Origin of the sequence: Marinifilum sp. D737 (assembly GCF_026672275.1) — a bacterium.
Classification (GTDB): Bacteria; Bacteroidota; Bacteroidia; order Bacteroidales; family Marinifilaceae; genus Marinifilum.
This window is the reverse complement of the sequence record NZ_JANQCD010000025.1, coordinates 1-20529: the sequence shown is the minus strand read 5'-3', so window position 1 is coordinate 20529 and position 20529 is coordinate 1. Positions and strand designations below refer to the sequence as shown.

The window sequence follows — 20529 nt, the reverse complement described above, 5'->3', positions numbered from 1 at the left end:
ATATGAGTAATTACGATGAAGGATATTTGGGGGCGGAAAATGAGGTTTTGGATGATATCATTAATCGTAACACTTTGCTTTTGCATAACGATGATTATCACACCTTCGATTTTGTTGTAGATGCACTTGTTGATATCTGCAATCATGATCCTGAACAGGCAGAACAGTGTGCATATATTACGCATTACAAAGGCAAGTGTGATGTGAAAAAAGGAAAAATGAGTGTTATTAGACCAATGAGAGAAGGTTTGGCGAAGAAGGGATTAAAGGTCACAATTGTATAATTTTAGATTTGGAATTTAATGACAGCTTTAATTATTGTATTACTTATTCTATTAGGAGTTCTTCTTTTGTTACTAGAATTTTTGGTGATTCCAGGAATTACATTGGCCGCAATAGGTGGTGTATTAATGATTGGTGGAGGGATTTACTTGGCATATGATCATTATGGAAATACCATTGGGCATTTAACGGTGTTGGCTGCTATTATTTTCTGTGGAATATCTTTGGTGTTGGCTTTAAAGTCTAATACATGGAATAAAATAATGCTGAAAGCAGAGATAGATTCAAAAGTAGAAAAGCTAGAGGAAGAGAAAATACATGTAGGTGATAAAGGAATCTGTTTATCTCGACTTGCACCTATGGGAAAAATAAAAATTAATAAAACAGTTGTCGAAGCAAAATCTACAGGTGCTTATATTGATGAAAAAAGCAAAGTAGTAGTTATTGACGTAATGGATAAAATTGTAATTGTAAAACCTATATAAAAAGATACAAATGGAAGGAATTGGTACAATAGTTTTAATATTTGCTGCTGTAGGAGTTGGAGTTTATATTCTCTTCGTCTTTATTCCAGTTGCATTATGGTTTTCTGCCCTGTTATCAGGAGTTAGAATTTCCCTGGTTCAATTAATCTTTATGCGTTGGCGTAAGGTTCCACCAAAGGTTATTGTTAGTGCATTGATTGAAAGTACAAAAGCTGGTTTAGATCTTAACCGAAACGAACTTGAAGCGCATTATTTAGCTGGTGGTCATGTGTCTCAGGTTACCCATGCATTGGTGTCGGCTTCTAAGGCAAATATTGAACTTGGCTTTAAAATGGCTACCGCTATTGATTTGGCTGGTCGTGATGTTTACGAAGCAGTTCAAATGAGTGTAATTCCTAAGGTAATTAATACACCTCCAGTTACAGCTGTTTCTAAAGATGGTATTCAGCTAATAGCAAAGGCAAGAGTTACTGTTCGTGCAAACATTCGCCAATTGGTTGGGGGTGCAGGAGAGGAAACGGTTCTTGCTCGTGTAGGTGAAGGTATTGTATCATCTATTGGATCCAGTGAATCGCATAAAACTGTATTGGAGAATCCTGATTTTATTTCAAGAGTTGTATTAGAGAAAGGCCTAGATGCTGGAACGGCTTTTGAAATTTTATCGATTGATATCGCAGATATTGATATAGGTAAAAATATTGGTGCAGTTCTTCAAACCGATCAGGCCGAAGCAGATTTGAAAATTGCACAAGCAAAAGCAGAGGAACGTAGAGCAATGGCTGTAGCTTCTGAACAAGAAAATAAAGCATTGGCTCAGGAAATGCGTGCTAAAGTAATCGAGGCGGAAGCTGAGGTACCAAGAGCAATGGCTGAAGCTTTCAGAAATGGACAGCTTGGTATTATGGATTACTATCGTATGAAGAATATCGAAGCTGATACAAGCATGAGAGAGAATATTGCAAACCCTAAAGATAAAGGGAAGAAGAAATAAAATTCATTGAATTTTGAGTAAAAGCCGAAAGGGATTGTTTCCTTTTCGGCTTTTTTTAAAAATATTTCAAAAAAAAATAAAATCTAATCTCATTGATTTATAATTTACTATAATCAGGGCTGGAGCATTCTTTGAATTATTGCGAAAAAAATATTTTGCACATCAGAAATTTTTACATACTTTTGCTTCCGCAATCAGGAGAGGTGGGTGAGTGGCTGAAACCACCAGTTTGCTAAACTGGCGTACTGAGCAATCGGTACCGGGGGTTCGAATCCCCCTCTCTCCGCTAAGTTTTCGGGGTGTAGCGTAGCCCGGTTATCGCGCCTGCTTTGGGAGCAGGAGGTCGCAGGTTCGAATCCTGCCACCCCGACCGAAAATTTTCAGAGGAGTTTAAAAGCTTCTCTTTTTTTATCGAAAAGAGTACCCAGTTTTTCGGGGTGTAGCGTAGCCCGGTTATCGCGCCTGCTTTGGGAGCAGGAGGTCGCAGGTTCGAATCCTGCCACCCCGACTGAAAAACTTGAGGAGTTAAAAACTTCTCTATTTATTGAAAAAAATACCGAATTTTCGGGGTGTAGCGTAGCCCGGTTATCGCGCCTGCTTTGGGAGCAGGAGGTCGCAGGTTCGAATCCTGCCACCCCGACTGAGAAGAGAAGTTCATTTATGAACTTCTCTTTTTTTATGCCTGCCAAAATTGTAATTCCTTTCGTTGCATTTATTAAATTTGTGCGCAACTAAACAACAACAGAAATGGAATCGATTAAAGAATTATATAGAATTGGCTGTGGTCCTTCTAGTAGCCATACAATGGGACCTAGAAAAGCAGCAGAAGAGTTTCTGCAAAGAAACTCTGGTCATGATAAGTTTGAGGTAACTCTATTTGGAAGTCTTGCTGCAACGGGGAAAGGACACCTTACAGGTGTTGCTATCGAAGAGGTTTTTAAGAGCAAAGAGCTTGATTTAATATGGAAACCCAAAGAATTTCTGGAAAAACATCCAAATGCACTAAGGTTAAAGTCCTTTAATAAATCAGGGGAACTTGTAGAAGAATGGACTGCTTATAGTATTGGAGGCGGTGCCATTGTTGATGATAAAACAGAACATTCCTCACAGTCAATTTACGATTTAACTACTATGGATGCTATTCTTGAGTGGTGTAAAGAGAATGAAAAGCAACTTTGGGAATACGTTTTGTTAAGAGAGGGAGAAGAAATTTGGGGTTTTTTGGATGAGGTTTGGACTGCCATGAGAAATGCCATTAAAAAAGGTATGAACAATGAAGGGGAACTTCCAGGAGGTTTAAAATTACCTCGTAAATCTCATTTGTATCATTTAAAAGCAAAGACCTATAGTGGGCCAATGCGAAAGCGTTCGATGCTTTATTCATATGCATTGGCGGTATCAGAAGAGAATGCAGGAGGAGGTACTATTGTAACAGCGCCAACATGTGGAGCGTGTGGAGTCTTGCCGGCAATTCTATATTATCACAAAAAATTCTACAAGTTTAAGAAAAAGGATATTTTGAAAGCTTTAGCTACGGCAGGATTAATTGGAAATATCGTAAAATTCAATGCGTCAATTTCTGGTGCAGAAGTAGGATGTCAAGGTGAGGTTGGTGTAGCTTGTGCAATGGCTTCGGGAGCGGCAACTCAGTTGCATGGTGGAACCATTTACCAGATTGAGTATTCAGCAGAAATGGGCTTGGAGCATCATTTGGGATTGACTTGTGATCCTGTATTGGGCTTGGTTCAAATTCCATGTATCGAGCGTAACGTATTTGCTGCAGCTCGTGCTTTAAATCACAATACTTACGCATTATTATCCGATGGAAGACATAGGATTAGTTTTGATCAGGTAACTGAAACCATGATGAAAACAGGTTTGGATTTGTCATTGTCTTACAAGGAAACCTCGCTTGGAGGTTTGGCTAGTTTAAAAGGATTTACCTATAGATAATAGATATTGGCTCATTTGAATAGAAACCAAGTGAGCCAATTATTTTACTTAATAAATTAGGTGTTTTGCCAGTAATTTCTGCATTGTTTTCATACTAATCGGCTTGGAAATAAAATCATTGCAGCCTGCCAGTTTGGCTTTTATTTTATCTTCGCTTGTCGAATAGGCTGTTTGTGCAATAATTTTCTGCTCAGGATTGATTTTTATAATTTCCTTACTTGCTTCGTAGCCATTCATTTCAGGCATCTTTATATCCATAAAAACAAGCTTAAACTCTTTCTGCTTGAACAGTTCGATTGCTTCAAGTCCATTTTTTGCATGTTCTAAACGACATTCAGGAGCAATTTCCTCCATTAAAGATTCAAAATATAGGTAATTTATTTCTTCATCTTCAACAACCAAAATATTGCAATTGTTACTCTTTTTGTATGGTTTTGTGTTGTTTTCTTGATTTGGAATAATACAGTTTTTCAGTTCGATAATGAATTTACTTCCTTTATTAACTTTAGAAATTAGTTTAATTTCACCATGAAGTAACTTTACGTTTTCTTTTACAATAGAAAGCCCCAGTCCTAAACCACCTTGCTTGTTGCTAATTTCACCTTCAGCTTGAGAAAACCTTTCAAATATTTGCGTATGTCTTGTTGTATCTATTCCAATACCTGTGTCTTTCACATATAACTCTACTATATTTTCATTAATGTGGTATCCAATCTCAATTGAGCCTGAGTTGGTATACTTGAGTGAATTTTCAATAAGGTTAACTAGGACTTTCCTTAATTTGACTTCATCAGAACGGATTAAGCTGTTTTCGTCTACTAAATCTTTGTGCAGATATAAAGATAGATTTTGCTTTTTTGCCTGAGGCTGAAAAATAGTGAATAGTTCAGTTAGTAGATTGTTAAGATTGAATTCGCTTTCGTTTAATTGAACATGTTTTGTTTCGAGTGCCGAAATTTCCAGAATATCATCAATTATTCTTAAAAGTTGGAATCCACTGTTCTTAATAATGTTGAGGTATTGTTTTCGTTTTGTTGGAGTAATGCTCTCCAACTCAAGGAAATCTGTAAACCCAAGTATTGCATTCATTGGTGTGCGAATTTCATGCGATAGGTTTTGTAGAAATTCCGATTTTAAACGATCGCTTCTTTCAGCAATTTGAATTGCTTTAATTAGTTCTTCGTTTTGATTTTTATATTCTTCTGCTAAAACTTCGTACTCTTTATTACTTTTTAAAAGTTCTTCTTCAGAATGTTTTCGATCAGTAATATCCTGGACATGAACTATTGTATAAAGAAATTTACTCTTGGAATCAAAAATCGGACTAACGCTGGTTAGTCCCCATTTTAAAATTCCATTATGGGTAAGATATCTTTTCTCAATCGTAAATGCTTCTTTGGTTTGTTTGCAGCGCTGATAGCGTTGTTTACTCGTCTCTATATCTTCCGGATGAGTAATATCTATAAAATTATTTTTTTTAAGATCCTCAGGAGTCGATTCCATCATTTTGCAGAATGCAGAATTTACTGATCGGAATTTTTTGTCCTCACCTACAATTGCCATTCCAACATCTGAAGCTTCAAATGATGTTCGGAATTTTCTTTCACTTTCAGCAAGTGCTGCATCTGCCTTTTTTCTGTCGGTGATATCTATTGTGGCAAGCATGGCCTTTGCACGATCCAGAGAGTTATAGTCTACTGATAGTTTAAGGTAAATTTGCTTGGCAACACCACTTAGGGTTTTAATTTCACCTTCGGTTTCAAATTCTTTTTGACCATTTGCAAGAGCAATAATTTCATCTTTAAAGACCTCGTAGGATCTTGAAGTGAAAATTTTGTCTAAATTTCCTAGTAGTTCTTCTTTTGATCCGGCATCATGTAGTTTTAATGTTGCCAGGTTTACGTCTGTTACCTTAACTTTCTGCGAACATAAGGCAAGAGATTCGGGATGTTCATTAAAATAATCTTTAAAGTTTGTTATGCCATTTTGTTTTAATTCATCTAGATATTGATAAAGCTCAGAGAATTCTTCTTCCCATAAAGGCACAGGAGAGTAATTAAATAATGTTTGATATCTTAGGTTATTAAGATGTCTTTCTTCTTCGGTTTCTTTTATGGGGGTAATGTCTTTTAAAATACCTCTAAGTTCTATTGGATCTCCTTTTAGATTGTAATTAATTCTGCAAGAGGCTTTTATCCAAACCGTTGAGTGGTTTTTTTCGGAAAGCCTAAAGGTTGATTCACAATTTATTGATTTATTACTGAAGCATTCGGAGAGTTTGTCTACAAAGCTTGCAGTATCCTCATGTTTAATACAATGCAGAAAGCTTTCTTTTGTATTTCCAAAAGTTGTGGTTTTTAAGCCAAATACGGTTTCTGCACAATCGGACCAATGAATTTGATTTTTGCTGAATGACCAGTAGAAAGCCACGATTTTATCATTAGATAAAAGATGATGATAATTGCCGAAGAAATCACATTCTATATTGTTTAGAGAATCAATTTGTTTACGTAATCTTTCAATCTCTTTTTGTAATTCAGCTGGATTGTTTGTATTTGGCTGACTCATTGGCTGTTTGATTAATAGTATATACTATTAAAGTTATAAATTTTAATGAAGCTTACAAAACAGTTTCATATGTTGCTAAATAAAAAAAAGAATGATTCGGAAATCATTCTTTTTTTTATTTTACTTGCTCATGTAACTTTCTCTAATTGCTTTGAACTCTGAACCTTCCTTCCAATTGGGAAAATGATCTTCGTTAGCCAATTTCCAGCCCACTCTAAACAATAGTTTGGCATCATCTACAACTCCTTCTAAATTCCACCAATCTTCATATTCGTCAAATGGCTTGTGATAGTGATTTGCCAACCAGTATTGTTCTTTTTCCGACATGAATTCTTTTCCTTTGTCCCAGTGATCATTATTGCCTCTAACAAATAATGAAGGAACTCCAACGCGCGCAAAGCTAAAGTGATCTGAACGGTAATACATTCCTGATTGTGCATTTGGATCAGGAAGTATATAGCGATTTTGAATTTTAGCAGCTTCAACTACATAGTCTTCCAGTTCAGATTGGCCATAACCTGTAATCATTACATCTTTCATTTTACCATAAGGCAACATCAAGTCATTATTGATATTGGCAACAGTTTTCTTTAAAGGGAAAATTGGATGATCGGCATAATAGCCTGATCCATTTAATCCTGATTCTTCAGCCGAAGGAGCAAAAAATACAATAGATCTTCTTGGCTTTTGAGGCATTGCCTTAAAAGCTTCTGCTATTTCAAACATCCAGGCAAGTGAAGTGCCATTGTCTACAGCGCCATTGTATATTGAATCTCCATTCATTTTAGGGCCAATTCCCAAATGATCCCAATGTGCAGAATAAAAAATGTATTCATCTGCCAAATCGGTTCCTTTTAAAACGCCAAGCACATTGTTGGTTTTGTCGAAACGAGCTTTGTTGTGAAATTTAATCGATAATTTGGTGTTGAAATCAAAACCTTTATAGTTTGACTTTTTAGCCTTTTTCAACTCTTCAGTTAAATTTTTACCACAAGAGTTGAATAAAGCTTCAGCGGTATCCCAGGTTAACCAACCTTCGGCAGCACAGCGCGATTGATAATTGTCTTTTGCTTGCTGATATAATTTAGGAACCGAAGCTGAGTTTAAAACTACAGACCAGGGATATCCGGCAGGTTTTGTTTGGTGAATAATTAATAATCCAGCTGCACCTTGTCTTGCAGCTTCTTCGTATTTGTAGGTCCAGCGTCCGTAGTAGGTCATTTCGTTTCCTTTAAAGAAGCTCTTGTCTGTAGAGCCAAATCCAGGATCATTCACCATTACAACTACAGTTTTTCCTTTTACATCCAAATTTTTGTAATCATTCCAATCATATTCAGGAGCAACAATTCCATAACCGGCAAAAACCATTTCAGAGTTTTTTAACTCAATATCATCTTGCAATCTTCTGGAGAATATTACGAAATCATCTCGGTATTTTAATTCTGATTTGCCTTTGGGAGATTGTAATTTTATGTCCTCTGTTATATCAACAGTAACCTCAACCAAAGGAACTTCTTGAAAATAAGAATCTCCATCTATAGGTTCCAATCCCATTTTTTTATAAAGATTGGCAATGTAATTTATTGATTTTGTTTCTCCTTCTGAGAATGGTTTTCTCCCTTGGTACTCATCAGATCCCAATTCCTTAATGTATTCTACCATTCTTTCGGTAGAAATAACCGATTCGGCTTTTTGAAGCTCTTTTTCAGGAGTACTACATGCAAAAACACTTCCGGTAAGCAGAAATAGAAATGCCTTTCTTAGCTTATTAAAATTCATCTTTTAGGTTTAGTTTTAAAATTCAAATATACTTACATTTTAGACCATTATTAAAAATTGATAGTTTAAACTTGCCATTAGATAAGGGGATGTTTTGCTGAGAGCCTGTAAGGTTGTCCTTGTATAAAGTAAGTAAAGAAGCCATTCTTTCTGGTCTGTACGTCTACCTTCTGAAAAGTAAGCCGCCCTTCGCAAAAGTAAGTAGTCTTCTCGGGCTGTAAGAAGGTTTTGTGAAATTGCTGAGATTGTAATCTGAATCACAATATGGCAAAAATGATTGTTTTATCTTGCAATTGTAGTTCAGGTATATTTTAAAGAATTCATTCGTTTTTGTAGTTTTAGGTTGAATTTAAGTTGTAAATCATGAAAGAGAAAAGGAAATATAGAACCGTTGAGATGTTGTTACGAATCGTAACAGCTATAATTTTAATTCAGACTTTACATTTTAAATTTTCTGGTCATCCACAAGCTATACATATTTTTTCGACCATTGGGATGGAGCCTTGGGGAAGATATGGAATTGGAGCAATTGAATTGATTACCGGTGTTCTTTTCTTTTTGCCTAACTATTGGAAAATTGCATCCTTAATTACTGCTGGCTTAATGGCAGGAGCTATAGGTTTTCATCTTTTTACACCTTTGGGAATTGAGGTAGTTGTTGATGGGATTTCGGATAACGGACAATTGTTTGCAATGGCTATCGCTGCTTTAGTACTTAGTATGATTCTAATTTATAGAGCCAATTTTCCTCAATTGTATAGAGAATTTTTTAAAAATAGGATGAACTAAAATGAATGGTTCATTAAGCTACGATGAAAAATGTTCATGTGCAAAAAGTACTTTTTGTATCTATGTGAGGCGGTCGCAAGATTTTGAAGATTCAGAAAAGGATTACCTGGTTAAAACCATTACCAACAATGGATTCTCGGGTATTCTTTATGTAAGTTCGGTTCTTGCCGGTTGGGCAATTGTAGCTGGAATAATAGATTCGGTATTGTTTCCAGGAATTATTGCATATGCAATTTTTCATGGAGTTGTGGATTATAAAGTATTGACACCACCCATTCTTTTTTTATTGGGAAATTTTTTGGCAAAATTGGTGTATATCACTTATAATTTACGAGGAAAAGTAAAGGCTTTGGATATATTAATAGCTGCATTACCATATGCCGGATCAGCTTATCTCTTAAGAAAATTTCTTGTAAAAGATAAGCTGATGCGTAAAGCTGTAAGTATGTATTTAACTTCTCAAAAGAATGAGGTGAAAAATAAACTGTTTAGTTTATTTTCAAAAAAGCAATAGTTATTTCTCTTCAATTGTTTCTATGTAACCATAGTAAGAGATGTGACTTTTATTATTAGAAGTAATGAATAAGCTTGTATAGCCTTGTTTCGAAATTTCCATTTTTATTTGATAGGTATCTTCTTTTCCTTTGGCTTTAAATCTTACCTCATAGCCTTTTTTATTCAGATTTTTTATTTCTAAATCATCCGCTGTTGTTTCAAATAGAATGCCTCCTTCATCATTAATTTTTGCAATATAGGCTTTACCCCAAAAGGGAAGGTAAGCTTTTGTAGAATCCTGATTTAATTCCAATTCATACGAAAAGTTTAAATCTTTGGTGAAACCAGAACTTGTTGTAAGCGATCGTGGAATGAATGTAAATTTTTGATTGCTTACCAATTGCTCTATTTCTTGTCTTTTAATTTCCTTCTTTTGTTGTCTTTTAGTTTTTCCACTAATCTGAGCAAAACTGTTGGCAGTGGCCAATAAGAAAATTATTAAAACAATTAATTTGATATTTTTCATTTTTTTACTTTTTAGTTCATATGCAATTTGGCATGAACTATGCCAAACATTGTTCAATTTCGTTAAAAAATTTGAAATTGTGTTGAAATTAAATAGGTTTACTGCCTATTACTAATAGATTAGATTTGAATAGAATGAAGAGAATTAATTTACTAACACTTTTGTTGGGGGTATTTGTTTTTACATCTTTTTCACAAGAAAGAGATAGCCGAGGATATATCGTAAAAGTGGGAGATGTGGCTCCGGATTTTGAAATGAAATTAACAAATGGCTCTACAATTAAATTATCAGATTATAGAGGCAAAGTGGTGATGCTACAATTTACTGCTAGTTGGTGTGGGGTTTGCCGAAAAGAGATGCCGCATATTGAAAATGATATTTGGAAGGCACATAAGGATAAGGATTTTGCTTTGTTTGGAATCGACAGAGATGAACCGCTTGAAAAAGCGAATAAATTAATCAAAGCAACAGGAATTACATATCCAATTGGTTTAGATGATGGAGCTAATATTTTTGCTAAATATGCAAACCGTAAAAGTGGAGTGACTCGAAATGTAATTATCGATAGGGATGGAAGAATTATTTTTCTAACAAGACTATTTAACCCGGAAGAGTTTGAAGCCATGAAAAAAGCAATTGAAAACGAATTGGATAAAAAATAAATAAAAAGCTGCAAGATGATTACTTGCAGCTTTTTTAATTTATTAAATGCAAAGTCTCATTATTTCATTAAGTAATTGAAATAATGTGAAATATCTTATTTTAGAGCAAAAAAATGGGCGGTGACTAGCCGCCCAAAAACTACTACTTAAATTTACTTATGAAAAAGAACTTTCAATCACCCTATGTATTAAAAGTATCCATTCTGCATTAAAGATACCATTTGTTTTTAAATCCAACCATATTGTAAGTTTGATTTTTACGAATAAACTCATTTTGTCAACGAAAAGCTGTTAATTGATGAATAACAAGTGGAACTTATTTATACTGTATTGGAATGATAGTCATTATAGTTCTGTTAAAATATTGTTCGAAAAATTAAATCATTTACAAGTTGTATTAGATATACCATGCGAATTTTCTTAATTTTATGGCTATATTGAGTTGAGGAACTGTGTTGGTGCAATTTTGAAGAATTTATAGGGATAAGAGTATATGGATAAGGAGTTTGTACAGGTTATAGAAAAAGTAAGAACTTTTCTGTTGAAGAACGGTTTAAAGGATTTTTCGTTTGAAAAAATTAAGGATTTCGGTGTAACACATGAGGATATCTCAAAATTTGTTGATTCTAAAGAAGAATTGGTAGAGAAAATTTTGGAGTATGAGAGAAAAAGTTTTGAAGCAATTTTTCTTGAGTACAACTTTGAAGGCCAGAATGCTATTGATATTTTATTTATTGTTAGTCAGGAGATTAATGATAAGTTTGAGCATGTTACACCTTCAATTACAATGGAACTTGAACAATATTTTCCTGAAATTTATGCAAAGCATATGGAAGATAGAATGGAGTTTATTTTTGATAAAATTCAGATCAATATCCAAAAGGGAATTGCACAAGGAATGTATCGAAGTGATTTAAGCGATGAAATGGTTGGACGTATGTATCTTTCTCGATTAGAGGATATGCATAATCCAGACTTGTATCCGCCTGAGCGTTTTAAATTTGGAACGATATACGATACTATGATCGATGAGTTTGTAAAAAGTATTGCAACCGATGAGGGATTAAGCTATTATCGACAGCGCAAACAGTTGTTGGGCGTATTAAGTTTTGGACGATAAAGAGGTTTTATGAAAATTTCGCTCGCTCCTTTACAAGGATATACCGATTGGGTTTTTAGACAAGCCTATCAAAAGAATATTGGGGGTATAGATGAGTTCTATACTCCTTTTCTCGTTTTACAGAATGATGGTATCCTAAAGACTGCCCATAAAAGAGAGGTTGAACCCTACAAAGATAGGTGTACTGATTTGATTCCACAGTTTTTATGTGGGAGTTCCGAAGAGTTAAGTTTTTTTGAGGCGTACTTTTCAGAATTAGCTTATAGCAAAATGAATTGGAATATGGGATGTCCATATCCAATGGTAACAAAAAAAGGAAAAGGATCGGGATTGTTGCCAAATCCTGATAAAGTAAAAGAAATTTTAAAAACGGCATTTCATAATAAATTAGAGTTATCGGTAAAGTTGCGATTGGGCTTAATCGATGATTCTGAAGTTGATTCAATACTTCCCATCCTAAAAGACTATCATGTTTCAGAAGTAATACTTCATCCAAGAATCGGAAAACAACTTTATAAAGGCAAGGTAAACTTAAATCGGTTTAATGATTTGTATGAGAAGTATGAAACTTACCTTGGGTACAATGGAGATATTTGTTGTAAAGAGGATTTTGATAAGATTAAAAGCTTATTTCCAAACTTGCAACATGTAATGATAGGGCGTGGTTTGCTGAAAGATTATTGGTTGCCACACAAAATAAAAGGAATTGCCTTGCCTGATTCTGATGAGAGAAGAAATCAACTTAAAAATATCCATAATGATATTTTTAAATTGTACGCTTCGTATTTGCAAGGAGATTCTCAAATCATGCAAAAAATGAAGCCATTTTGGGAGTATTTTTCGTCGCATTTCGAAAATGATAAAAAAGTTTTCAAAGCAATTAAGAAATCGGCAGGAATAAAGAAGTATGAGCAAGCGGTTGAATTTGCTTTTTCGCAACGACTGAAATTAGATTAAGGATGAAATACAATATAGAGCATAACCATCAATTTCTTCATGTAGAATTTGATACGCCGACTAAAATACTTAGTTCTGCAATTTTAAATGGAGGATTTCAAAATGCAAAGCATTTTCTGAATACAAAGGTGGATGCAAATTTTAATGGTGAGAGAACTGAATTTGAAAAGCCACAAGTAAGCCTTGCCAGGATGGTTGAAACAAATTCATGGGAGGGTGTTTGTGTTGGTATGATGACTGCTGCTATAATGAAAACTTTTCGCAAAGTTCACATTGAAGAACAGGGAGTTTGGATTGATGTATTGGTAACTGCGGGGGTTTCAAATGCAAGAAGAGCTGGTGATCCAGCTGATTACAAGTTCATGAATGAGGAGTGTGAGAAGGTAGGTACCATTAATATATTAATCCTAACTAATGCTAGTTTATCGGATGCAGCTATGGTCGAATGCTTGATGATGGTTGCGGAAGCCAAAGCTGCGTGTATGCAAGATTTGAACATTAAAAGCCGGGTTTCTAATAATATAGCAACAGGCACAGGAACCGACTCAGCAGCAATTGCTTGTGGAGATGGTCCCGAAGTTGTTTATTGCGGCAAACATGTTTTGTTTGGAGAGTTATTGGCTAAGGCTGTAATCGAAGGGGTAACTCAGTCTTTGCAAGCTGATAAGTGATTTTCAATAAATTTTACTCGTTCTTTAATGGAAACTTTCGGTAGTTCAATAGTTTGAAAGCCAAGTTCATTGTAGGTTTCTTTTAAAAATTGATAGATTTCCATTGAATCATCAAAGGATTCAGGGCGTTCGGCGTCGTTTATAAATATCTCTTGCCAAGGTGGAGCAATAAATACAACTGGATTGTACTGATTGCTTTTTTCATAGTATTTTTCTGGAACTTTCAGACCACCGCGACGCACATATGCAATGATATCAGGAATACCTCTGTCGTAAAAACAATAATTTGTTGAGTTACAATCTCTCAATTGTTTACTCATTCTTTCAAAACAGATTTCAGCAAAAGCAGAAAGGTTTTTCCACGGAAGTTTATCACCATTTATTTCGTGTTGTTCCCGAATAACAATACGTGATATCTCTTCAAAGCCTTTATATTCTTTATCAATTAATGCGTTTAAAAGACTTGATTTACCAGAGCCTGGGCCACCGGTAATTATATATCTGTTATTTACTTCCATATTTTACTCTTGCGATAAATGTTGGTAAAATAGCTTCATGTCAACACTCTCGCGAATTACATCGGCTAATTTATCGTACTGTTCTTCTTTGAACTTTTTATAATTGAATTCATCATCGGAAATCGCTTCAAAACCTGATAATAAATCATTGATAACAATGGGATTGTCTAAAATTCCGTGAATGTAAGAGCCCCAACAATTATCATCTAAAATATATCCTTCTCGTTTGCCGTTCGATAATCTATTCAAACTATTACCTTGAACTAGTGATTTGCTCTGTCCCATGTGAATCTCATAACCTTCACAGATATCTGTATAATTTTTAAATACAAATTCACATTGCTCAGTTAATTTTTCTTCTGTAATTACTGTTTCAATTGGCAATAATCCAAGTCCACTAATTTGTTTGATATTACCTTCGATGCCTTTAGGATCAGAGATTATACTTCCCATCATTTGGTATCCCCCGCAAATGCCAATTACTTTTTTGCCATTTTTGCGCGCATTAATTATGGATTTGGCTACACCATTGTTTTTTAACTCTTGTAAATCAGAAATTGTGTTTTTGCTTCCAGGAATAATAACAATGTCAGCATTCTCAATTTCTTGAATATTATTGGTATAGTACAAATGCACTCTGGGATCATGTTCAAGCACTGAAAAATCGGTAAAGTTCGCCATTCTGGGAAGTAGGATAACTGCACAATTGATTTTTCCTTCTTGTGCATTGTTAAACTTCTTTTCTAAACTTACAGAATCTTCTTCTTCGATATGGATATCTCTAAAGTAGGGAAGGACTCCAATTACAGGTTTGCCTGTAAGGTCCTCAATTATTTTTTTTCCTTCTTCAAAAAGCTTGATGTCTCCACGAAACTTGTTGATAAGAATTCCTTTGATTTGATTTCGTTCATTTTCATCCAAAAGAGCAATGCTGCCGTAAACACTGGCAAAAACACCACCTTTGTCAATGTCAGCAATAAGGTAAGTAACCGAATCAGTCTCCATTGCCATTTTCATATTGGTAATGTCTCTGGATTTAAGGTTCAATTCCGAAATACTTCCTGCTCCTTCCAAAACTATTGGATTGAACCTTTTTTCTAATCGATGAAATGCAGATTTGGCCTCCTCAAACAAAGCAGATTTATTATTTCCCATGAAATAATCATATGCACTTTGTGTGCCAACAGGCTTTCCGTTTAAAACTACCTGAGAACTTTTGTCATTTGTTGGTTTTAAAAGAATGGGGTTCATATCAGTATGACAATCGATGCCACATGCTTCTGCCTGAACCGCCTGAGCTCTTCCTATTTCAAACCCTTCGGGTGTAGCATAAGAGTTTAATGACATGTTTTGTGCTTTGTATGGAGCCGGATTGTATCCATCTTGTTTTAGAATTCTACAGAATCCGGTATTTACAATACTTTTTCCTACATCAGATCCTGTTCCAACGAACATTACAGGTTTTAGTTTTCTCATGTTTAAAATCTTAAGATCAATCTTATTACCCTAGTTTTTGGCAAAAATAACTTTTTATTGGTGAGTTGAATTGGTTTTTAAACATTCTATTGGAAATTACCTGTTGTCAAATTTTGATGCTCTTGATTTAAAATCATGTAGAGTTTAATCATTCTAAATTTGTAATCAAAGGTGAATAGATTTTATATGGTTATAAATTATTATTAATTTTGCTATTATTGTAATGATTTGTAAGATGCTTGCAAGTTAATTGTATAGAATTCATCTAATGGATAATGATTATAAGCCATTTAGATTGACCCTAATTGTTAGAACATGAAGATTCAAATTGATGAAGTAGATCAGAAGATATTGTCTTATTTGATCAAAAACGCACGTATACCTTTTCTGGAAATTGCCAGAGAATGTGGAATTTCGGGAGCAGCAATTCATCAGCGTGTAAAAAAACTTGAAGACGCTGGCATTATTGATGGATCGCGTTTTATTGTGAAACCTCGAGCTTTAGGCTACGAAGTTTGTGCATTTGTAGGTATAATTTTAGATCATGCGCATCAATATAAAATGGTTGTTGATAGCATTGAGGCAATACCAGAAATTGTGGAATGTCATTTTACTACAGGTAATTATACATTTTTGGTAAAGATGTTGTGTAGAGATAACCAACACCTTATGGATGTGTTAATAAATACGCTTCAAAATATTGATGGAGTATCCAAAACGGAAACTCTAATTTCTTTAGATCAAACCGTAGATAGAGAAATAAAGTTATAATAAACTGATATCAAAATTTAAAGGCTTCCGTTTTGGAGGCCTTTTTTTATGGATTAAACTGATAAATGACATAAAAAAGAATTTAAAAGCAAGCTATTTTTGTATCTTACAAAATCTTAAAATTTAAATACTATTAACATGTTTCCAAAAGAAGTTTATATAAACAGACGCGAGAAATTGCGTGCATCAATGAAAGATGGAATTGCGATTGTTCTTGGTAATCCAGACGCTCCAATGAACTATGCTGGTAATATTTACCATTATCGTCAGGATAGTACATTTTTATATTTTTTTGGTATAGATCATCCAGGTTTTGCAGGTGTTTTCGATATAGATAACAACAAAGACTATGTTTTTGGTAATGATGTAGATATTGATGATATCATTTGGATGGGGCCTCAGCCAAGTGTTGTGGATCAGGCTGCAGAGTTTGGTTTAGAGAATACAGCTCCATTTGCCGAATTAAAAACTTTTGTTGCAAAAGCAGTGGAAGAAGGTCGTAAAATTCACTTTTTACCTGTTTATCGAGCAGAGAATAAAATATTAATCCACGAAATGTTAGGAACACCTCTTGATGCTATTAAGGAGAATGCCTCAGTGGAATTTATTAAAGCTGTTGTTGCTTTACGTGAAATTAAGGATGAATACGAGATTAAAGAATTAGAAAGAGCAGCTGCAATTGGTTACGAAATTCACACTACAGCTATGAAAATGGCAAAAGATGGTGTTTATGAAAGAGAAATTGCCGGCGAATGTGAGGCGATCGCATTACGAGCAGGAGGTTTGTTGTCATTCCCGGCTATTGTTTCTAAAAGAGGTGAAACACTTCACAATCATGAACATGGAAATCTTTTAAAAACAGGTGATTTGTTATTGGTTGATAGTGGAGCTGAAACAGATACTCATTACGCTTCGGATAATACCAGAACATTTCCTGTAGGTGGCAAGTTTAGCCAAAAGCAAAGAGAGATTTATGAAATCGTATTGGAAGGAATCAACAAAGGAAATGAATTGATTCGTCCAGGGGTTACCTATCAAAGCATTCATCTTGAGGTTTGCAAGGTTTTGGCAACTGGATTGAAAAAACTTGGATTGATGAAAGGTGATGTGGATGAAGCGGTAAAGGCTGGTGCTCATGCTTTATTTATGCCACATGGTTTAGGACATATGATGGGTTTAGATGTTCATGATATGGAAGATTTTGGTGAAAACTATGTAGGTTATGATGATGATGTTCAAAGAATAGATCAGTTCGGAACAGCTTATTTACGCTTGGGTAAGGAATTAAAACCAGGATTTGTTTTGACAAATGAACCAGGCATCTACTTTATTCCTGCTTTGATTGATAAGTTCCAAAACGAAGGTTTACATACAGAATTCATTAATTACGATAAAGTGAATGAGTATCGTGATTTTGGTGGCATTCGCTTAGAAGACGATGTTCTTGTAACAGAAAATGGAAATAGATTAATTGGTAAAAGAATTCCTATTTCAGTTGAAGAGGTAGAAGCCATCATGAAATAATTACAAGCCCAATATTTATAAGGCCTAACGGTCTCTCCTTGGAGAGACCGTTTTTTTTTAAGTTTGACCCCTTGTTTAATTTTTATTAACTTTACTAAATATTTATACAAATGTGTAACAAATAAACTCTTACATCAGTTTAAAAGGTGTATTTGTGGAGTAATTTAAAGTGTCCATGCAATAATTTAATGGGTGTATTGAATGCTTTAACTCTAACTTGCTGAAATAACATTGTTGATTAATGCGAAATAATAGAAAGATGTGATTTGAGATATTTGCAAATAGATCTTTTAAACTTAACCACTATAACCTTGAACCTTTAGATATGAGAAATGATAGGATTTTTACTCGTTTTCAAAAAGTATTAAAGTCAATTTCAATTTTCATGCTATTGGCAATTCCTTTGTCCGGATTTGCTCAGTATGATTATGAGCATTATGTGCCACCGTTTTATAATGGATCAAGTAGTACTCAGGATATCGGAATACATAAAGCAATATTGTCTACCAATTCTGATGCTATTACTGTTGAAGTATATCAAGGTAAGAAGTTTATAAAAACAATTAGTGTTACAAATGATACGCCTGGCGAATTTTTATTTAAGACTCCGAATGGTAATAATTCAGGTACGATATCTAAACCTTATACGCCTCCAACTAGCTACGACTTTCCTTACAATGTTATTGGTGTAAATGAATTGAATAAAAAATTAACCGATCAGGGATATCGTTTTTACTCAAATGATGCCCCGTTTTTTGTCAATATCCGTCATTCAACTTATGCGCAAGGGGGATCATTAACTACTAAAGGTACTTATGCCTATGGAACCGAGTTTTATACCGGTCATGTTTATACAGATAGAAATAATTCAACACATAGGAGGAGTCATTTTATATCTGTTATGGCTACCGAGGATAATACTGATATAACTTTTGGTAATATAAACTGTAGGTATTATACAATTTTAGAAGGAGATCAAGTTAAGTTAAGACCAATTTCATCTGATGAGACGATATCTGTTAATTTAGATAAAGGAGAGAGTTATGTAATTGCTGTTGATCATGATTTTTGGGAATTTTATAATCTAAACTGGTTTGAAAGGAATGGAATGAATGGTACTTCTGTTAATTCTACTAAGCCAATTGTTGTAAATACTGGATCATGGACATCAGGACCAAGGGATGGACAAGATATGGGTATTGATCAAATCGTTCCAATTGAAAGACTTGGTAAGAAGTATGTTTTGATGAAGGGACAGGGGAATAATACTACAGAACGTCCTATTGTTGTAGCTACAGATGATAATACTGAAGTTCGTGTGAATGATATTTTAGTAGCTACTTTAGATAAAGGTGATTATCATGTTATAAACGACCCGTATAAGAATGGTATTTATGCTTATGTTACTTCTAATAAAGATATTTACGTATATCAAACATTGTCGGGCAGTAGAAGTACAATAGGACCGACTGTAGGTATGAATTTTATACCTCCATTGTCAACTAGTGGTATACGAGAAGTTACAGTGCCCAAAGCACATTTGCTTGCAGATGATACAAGAAATGTTAACGGAGTCATAACGATATTAACTCAGCATAACGCCGTAGTGCGATATTCAAGAAATGGAGGGCAAGCAGTAACTCTTGATCATTCTAAAGCAATACCTATTGGAACTTCCAAAGAGTGGGAAATGTATAAGTTTAATGAAAATCTAAATGGGCACTATCGCTTTTTTGCGAATAAAGCAATAAATGTAGCTTGGATTGTTGAATCAGATTGGGTAGGTGCAGCAGGTTACTATTCAGGTTTTACTAAAGCAATTTCGAAGATTATACCCGATTTGGATGTAGATGTTGAAACAGATTTAGGAGTATTATGTGAAAGTTTTGATGAAGAAAAAATAACAATAACAGCACAAGGTTCTGCAGATTTCTTCGAATGGTATGTTAATGATATCAATAGTAAACCTTTTTCAAATACAAGATCAATAGTTGTAGATGTTCCAGATGAAGAAACATCATATTATGTTGTTGGATCATATAGAGATCCATCTTTAGATCAGCTTACAAATGGAGATTTTAGTGAAGAACCTATTTCAAATTATATCTATGCAGGGAAAGGTGATTATGCCCAATTGAATAATCCTGGAGAATATTGTCGTGTATTTGAAACTACACAAGCAAATCCAAAATTTCAATCCCCTAAATTTAATGATCTTCATAATGATTATATGTTTATGGCGATTTCTAAAAATGCTGGAGATACAATTTTGGAAACAATTCCCATAGATGTTGTTGAGGGATATACATATATTTTAAGAGTTTATGGTCGTAGTGTTTATAATGTGAGTGATCCAAAATATAATAATCCTCAAACTTTAGAGGTTTTTGTAAATGATCAACTTGTTGAGGATAATTTTACAATGAACGATCCTAATGCATGGCAATCTGTAACTTCGGTATGGCGTCCTAAGTCTACGGATGAGATAGGAGTGATTAAATTAGTTAATAAAAATCCTTCTGGAGTTCAGTCTACATTTGCTATCGATAGTATTTCGTTTGGTCCTTCGGTTGATGCTACTGCTGTATTTGTTGCAAAAGTAATACCGAATTATAGCTATTCAAATAATGGAAAAACGTACCAGTTCTGTCAGGGAACAGAAAAAAATATCGATGTTTCGAATGGAGACACAAGTTGGTATAATTATTCCTGGTCTAAAAAAGATGCAGCTGGAAATTATATTGACATAGAAGATGTTTCGGGTGAACTTGCAGGAACCAAAACACATGAATTAATTTTCTTGAATCCACAACAGGATGACGAAGGAGATTATAGATGTCAGATTAGTTTTAAAGAAGAGTATAAAGATTGTGCTACTTCGACAGATGATGTACATGTTGATTTATCTGTTCTAGTAGATGAACCTGCAACAGTTCGTATTGATGCTGACAAAACAAATTTC

18 protein-coding genes and 4 tRNA genes are annotated in these 20529 nt (G+C 34.4%); 17 read left to right on the top strand and 5 right to left on the bottom strand.

Features of this window, described 5'->3' with window-relative positions; genetic code table 11:
* The first annotated feature begins 2 nt into the window (after positions 1-2).
* The 8 genes from NQ163_RS14580 to NQ163_RS14545 all read left to right on the top strand — a co-directional run bounded on the left by NQ163_RS14580 (position 3) and on the right by NQ163_RS14545 (position 3711).
* The gene (locus NQ163_RS14580; RefSeq protein WP_268191053.1) at positions 3-284 is read left to right on the top strand and encodes an ATP-dependent Clp protease adaptor ClpS; all 282 of its coding nucleotides are present in this window, start codon (positions 3-5) and stop codon (positions 282-284) included.
* Between the two features lie 18 nt (positions 285-302).
* Positions 303-767 (top strand): NfeD family protein, encoded by a 465-nt coding sequence (locus tag NQ163_RS14575; protein WP_268191052.1) that lies wholly within the window; start codon positions 303-305, stop codon positions 765-767.
* A gap of 10 nt (positions 768-777) precedes the next feature.
* The gene (gene floA / locus NQ163_RS14570) at positions 778-1758 is read left to right on the top strand and encodes a flotillin-like protein FloA (RefSeq protein ID WP_268191050.1); all 981 of its coding nucleotides are present in this window, start codon (positions 778-780) and stop codon (positions 1756-1758) included.
* Positions 1759-1955: 197 nt separating this feature from the next.
* Positions 1956-2044, top strand: a tRNA-Ser gene (locus NQ163_RS14565).
* Between the two features lie 9 nt (positions 2045-2053).
* A tRNA-Pro gene (locus NQ163_RS14560) sits at positions 2054-2128 on the top strand.
* Positions 2129-2191: 63 nt separating this feature from the next.
* Positions 2192-2266 (top strand) — tRNA-Pro (locus tag NQ163_RS14555).
* 57 nt (positions 2267-2323) lie between these two features.
* A tRNA-Pro gene (locus tag NQ163_RS14550) sits at positions 2324-2398 on the top strand.
* A gap of 107 nt (positions 2399-2505) precedes the next feature.
* Positions 2506-3711 (top strand): L-serine ammonia-lyase, encoded by a 1206-nt coding sequence (locus tag NQ163_RS14545; RefSeq protein WP_268191049.1) that lies wholly within the window; start codon positions 2506-2508, stop codon positions 3709-3711.
* A 48-nt stretch (positions 3712-3759) separates the two neighbouring features.
* On the opposite strand, the gene NQ163_RS14540 is transcribed toward NQ163_RS14545, so the two are convergent.
* On the bottom strand, positions 3760-6279 hold the full coding sequence (locus NQ163_RS14540) for a hybrid sensor histidine kinase/response regulator (protein WP_268191047.1): 2520 nt from the start codon (positions 6277-6279) through the stop codon (positions 3760-3762).
* Positions 6280-6399: 120 nt separating this feature from the next.
* A complete protein-coding gene (locus NQ163_RS14535) occupies positions 6400-8058 on the bottom strand; it encodes a M28 family metallopeptidase (RefSeq protein WP_268191046.1) in 1659 nt (552 codons plus the stop codon).
* 363 nt (positions 8059-8421) lie between these two features.
* Between NQ163_RS14535 and NQ163_RS14530 the strand changes: the two genes are divergently transcribed.
* Together NQ163_RS14530 and NQ163_RS14525 are read left to right on the top strand one after the other, a co-directional pair.
* Complete coding sequence (locus NQ163_RS14530; protein WP_268191045.1) at positions 8422-8847, top strand: DoxX family membrane protein; 426 nt, start codon at positions 8422-8424, stop codon at positions 8845-8847.
* Between the two features lies 1 nt (position 8848).
* Positions 8849-9361 (top strand): hypothetical protein, encoded by a 513-nt coding sequence (locus NQ163_RS14525; RefSeq protein WP_268191044.1) that lies wholly within the window; start codon positions 8849-8851, stop codon positions 9359-9361.
* Here the strand turns inward: NQ163_RS14525 and NQ163_RS14520 are convergent, their stop codons facing one another.
* Complete coding sequence (locus NQ163_RS14520) at positions 9362-9868, bottom strand: DUF4251 domain-containing protein (protein WP_268191043.1); 507 nt, start codon at positions 9866-9868, stop codon at positions 9362-9364.
* A gap of 134 nt (positions 9869-10002) precedes the next feature.
* On the opposite strand from NQ163_RS14520, the gene NQ163_RS14515 reads away from it, so the two are divergent.
* The 4 genes from NQ163_RS14515 to NQ163_RS14500 all read left to right on the top strand — a co-directional run bounded on the left by NQ163_RS14515 (position 10003) and on the right by NQ163_RS14500 (position 13278).
* Complete coding sequence (locus NQ163_RS14515) at positions 10003-10530, top strand: TlpA family protein disulfide reductase (protein WP_268191042.1); 528 nt, start codon at positions 10003-10005, stop codon at positions 10528-10530.
* A 493-nt stretch (positions 10531-11023) separates the two neighbouring features.
* On the top strand, positions 11024-11650 hold the full coding sequence (locus tag NQ163_RS14510; protein ID WP_268191041.1) for a hypothetical protein: 627 nt from the start codon (positions 11024-11026) through the stop codon (positions 11648-11650).
* Positions 11651-11659: 9 nt separating this feature from the next.
* A complete protein-coding gene (locus tag NQ163_RS14505) occupies positions 11660-12607 on the top strand; it encodes a tRNA-dihydrouridine synthase family protein (RefSeq protein WP_268191040.1) in 948 nt (315 codons plus the stop codon).
* Between the two features lie 2 nt (positions 12608-12609).
* Positions 12610-13278, top strand: coding sequence for an adenosylcobinamide amidohydrolase (locus NQ163_RS14500; protein WP_268191039.1), 669 nt, complete (start codon positions 12610-12612; stop codon positions 13276-13278).
* Here the strand turns inward: NQ163_RS14500 and NQ163_RS14495 are convergent.
* Together NQ163_RS14495 and NQ163_RS14490 are read right to left on the bottom strand one after the other, a co-directional pair.
* On the bottom strand, positions 13254-13796 hold the full coding sequence (locus NQ163_RS14495) for an AAA family ATPase (RefSeq protein WP_268191037.1): 543 nt from the start codon (positions 13794-13796) through the stop codon (positions 13254-13256). The two genes, NQ163_RS14500 and NQ163_RS14495, sit on opposite strands and share 25 nt — an antisense overlap.
* A gap of 3 nt (positions 13797-13799) precedes the next feature.
* Complete coding sequence (locus tag NQ163_RS14490) at positions 13800-15272, bottom strand: cobyric acid synthase (RefSeq protein WP_268191036.1); 1473 nt, start codon at positions 15270-15272, stop codon at positions 13800-13802.
* A gap of 315 nt (positions 15273-15587) precedes the next feature.
* Here NQ163_RS14490 and NQ163_RS14485 point away from each other — a divergent pair, with 315 nt between their 5' ends.
* The 3 genes from NQ163_RS14485 to NQ163_RS14475 form a co-directional block, all read left to right on the top strand.
* Positions 15588-16043: an Lrp/AsnC ligand binding domain-containing protein gene (locus NQ163_RS14485; RefSeq protein WP_110363071.1), complete on the top strand. Its 456-nt coding sequence runs from the start codon at positions 15588-15590 to the stop codon at positions 16041-16043.
* Positions 16044-16181: 138 nt separating this feature from the next.
* Complete coding sequence (locus NQ163_RS14480) at positions 16182-17567, top strand: aminopeptidase P family protein (protein ID WP_268191034.1); 1386 nt, start codon at positions 16182-16184, stop codon at positions 17565-17567.
* A 325-nt stretch (positions 17568-17892) separates the two neighbouring features.
* Positions 17893-20529: IgGFc-binding protein (locus NQ163_RS14475; protein WP_268191033.1), on the top strand; the 2637-nt coding region annotated here is incomplete at its 3' end.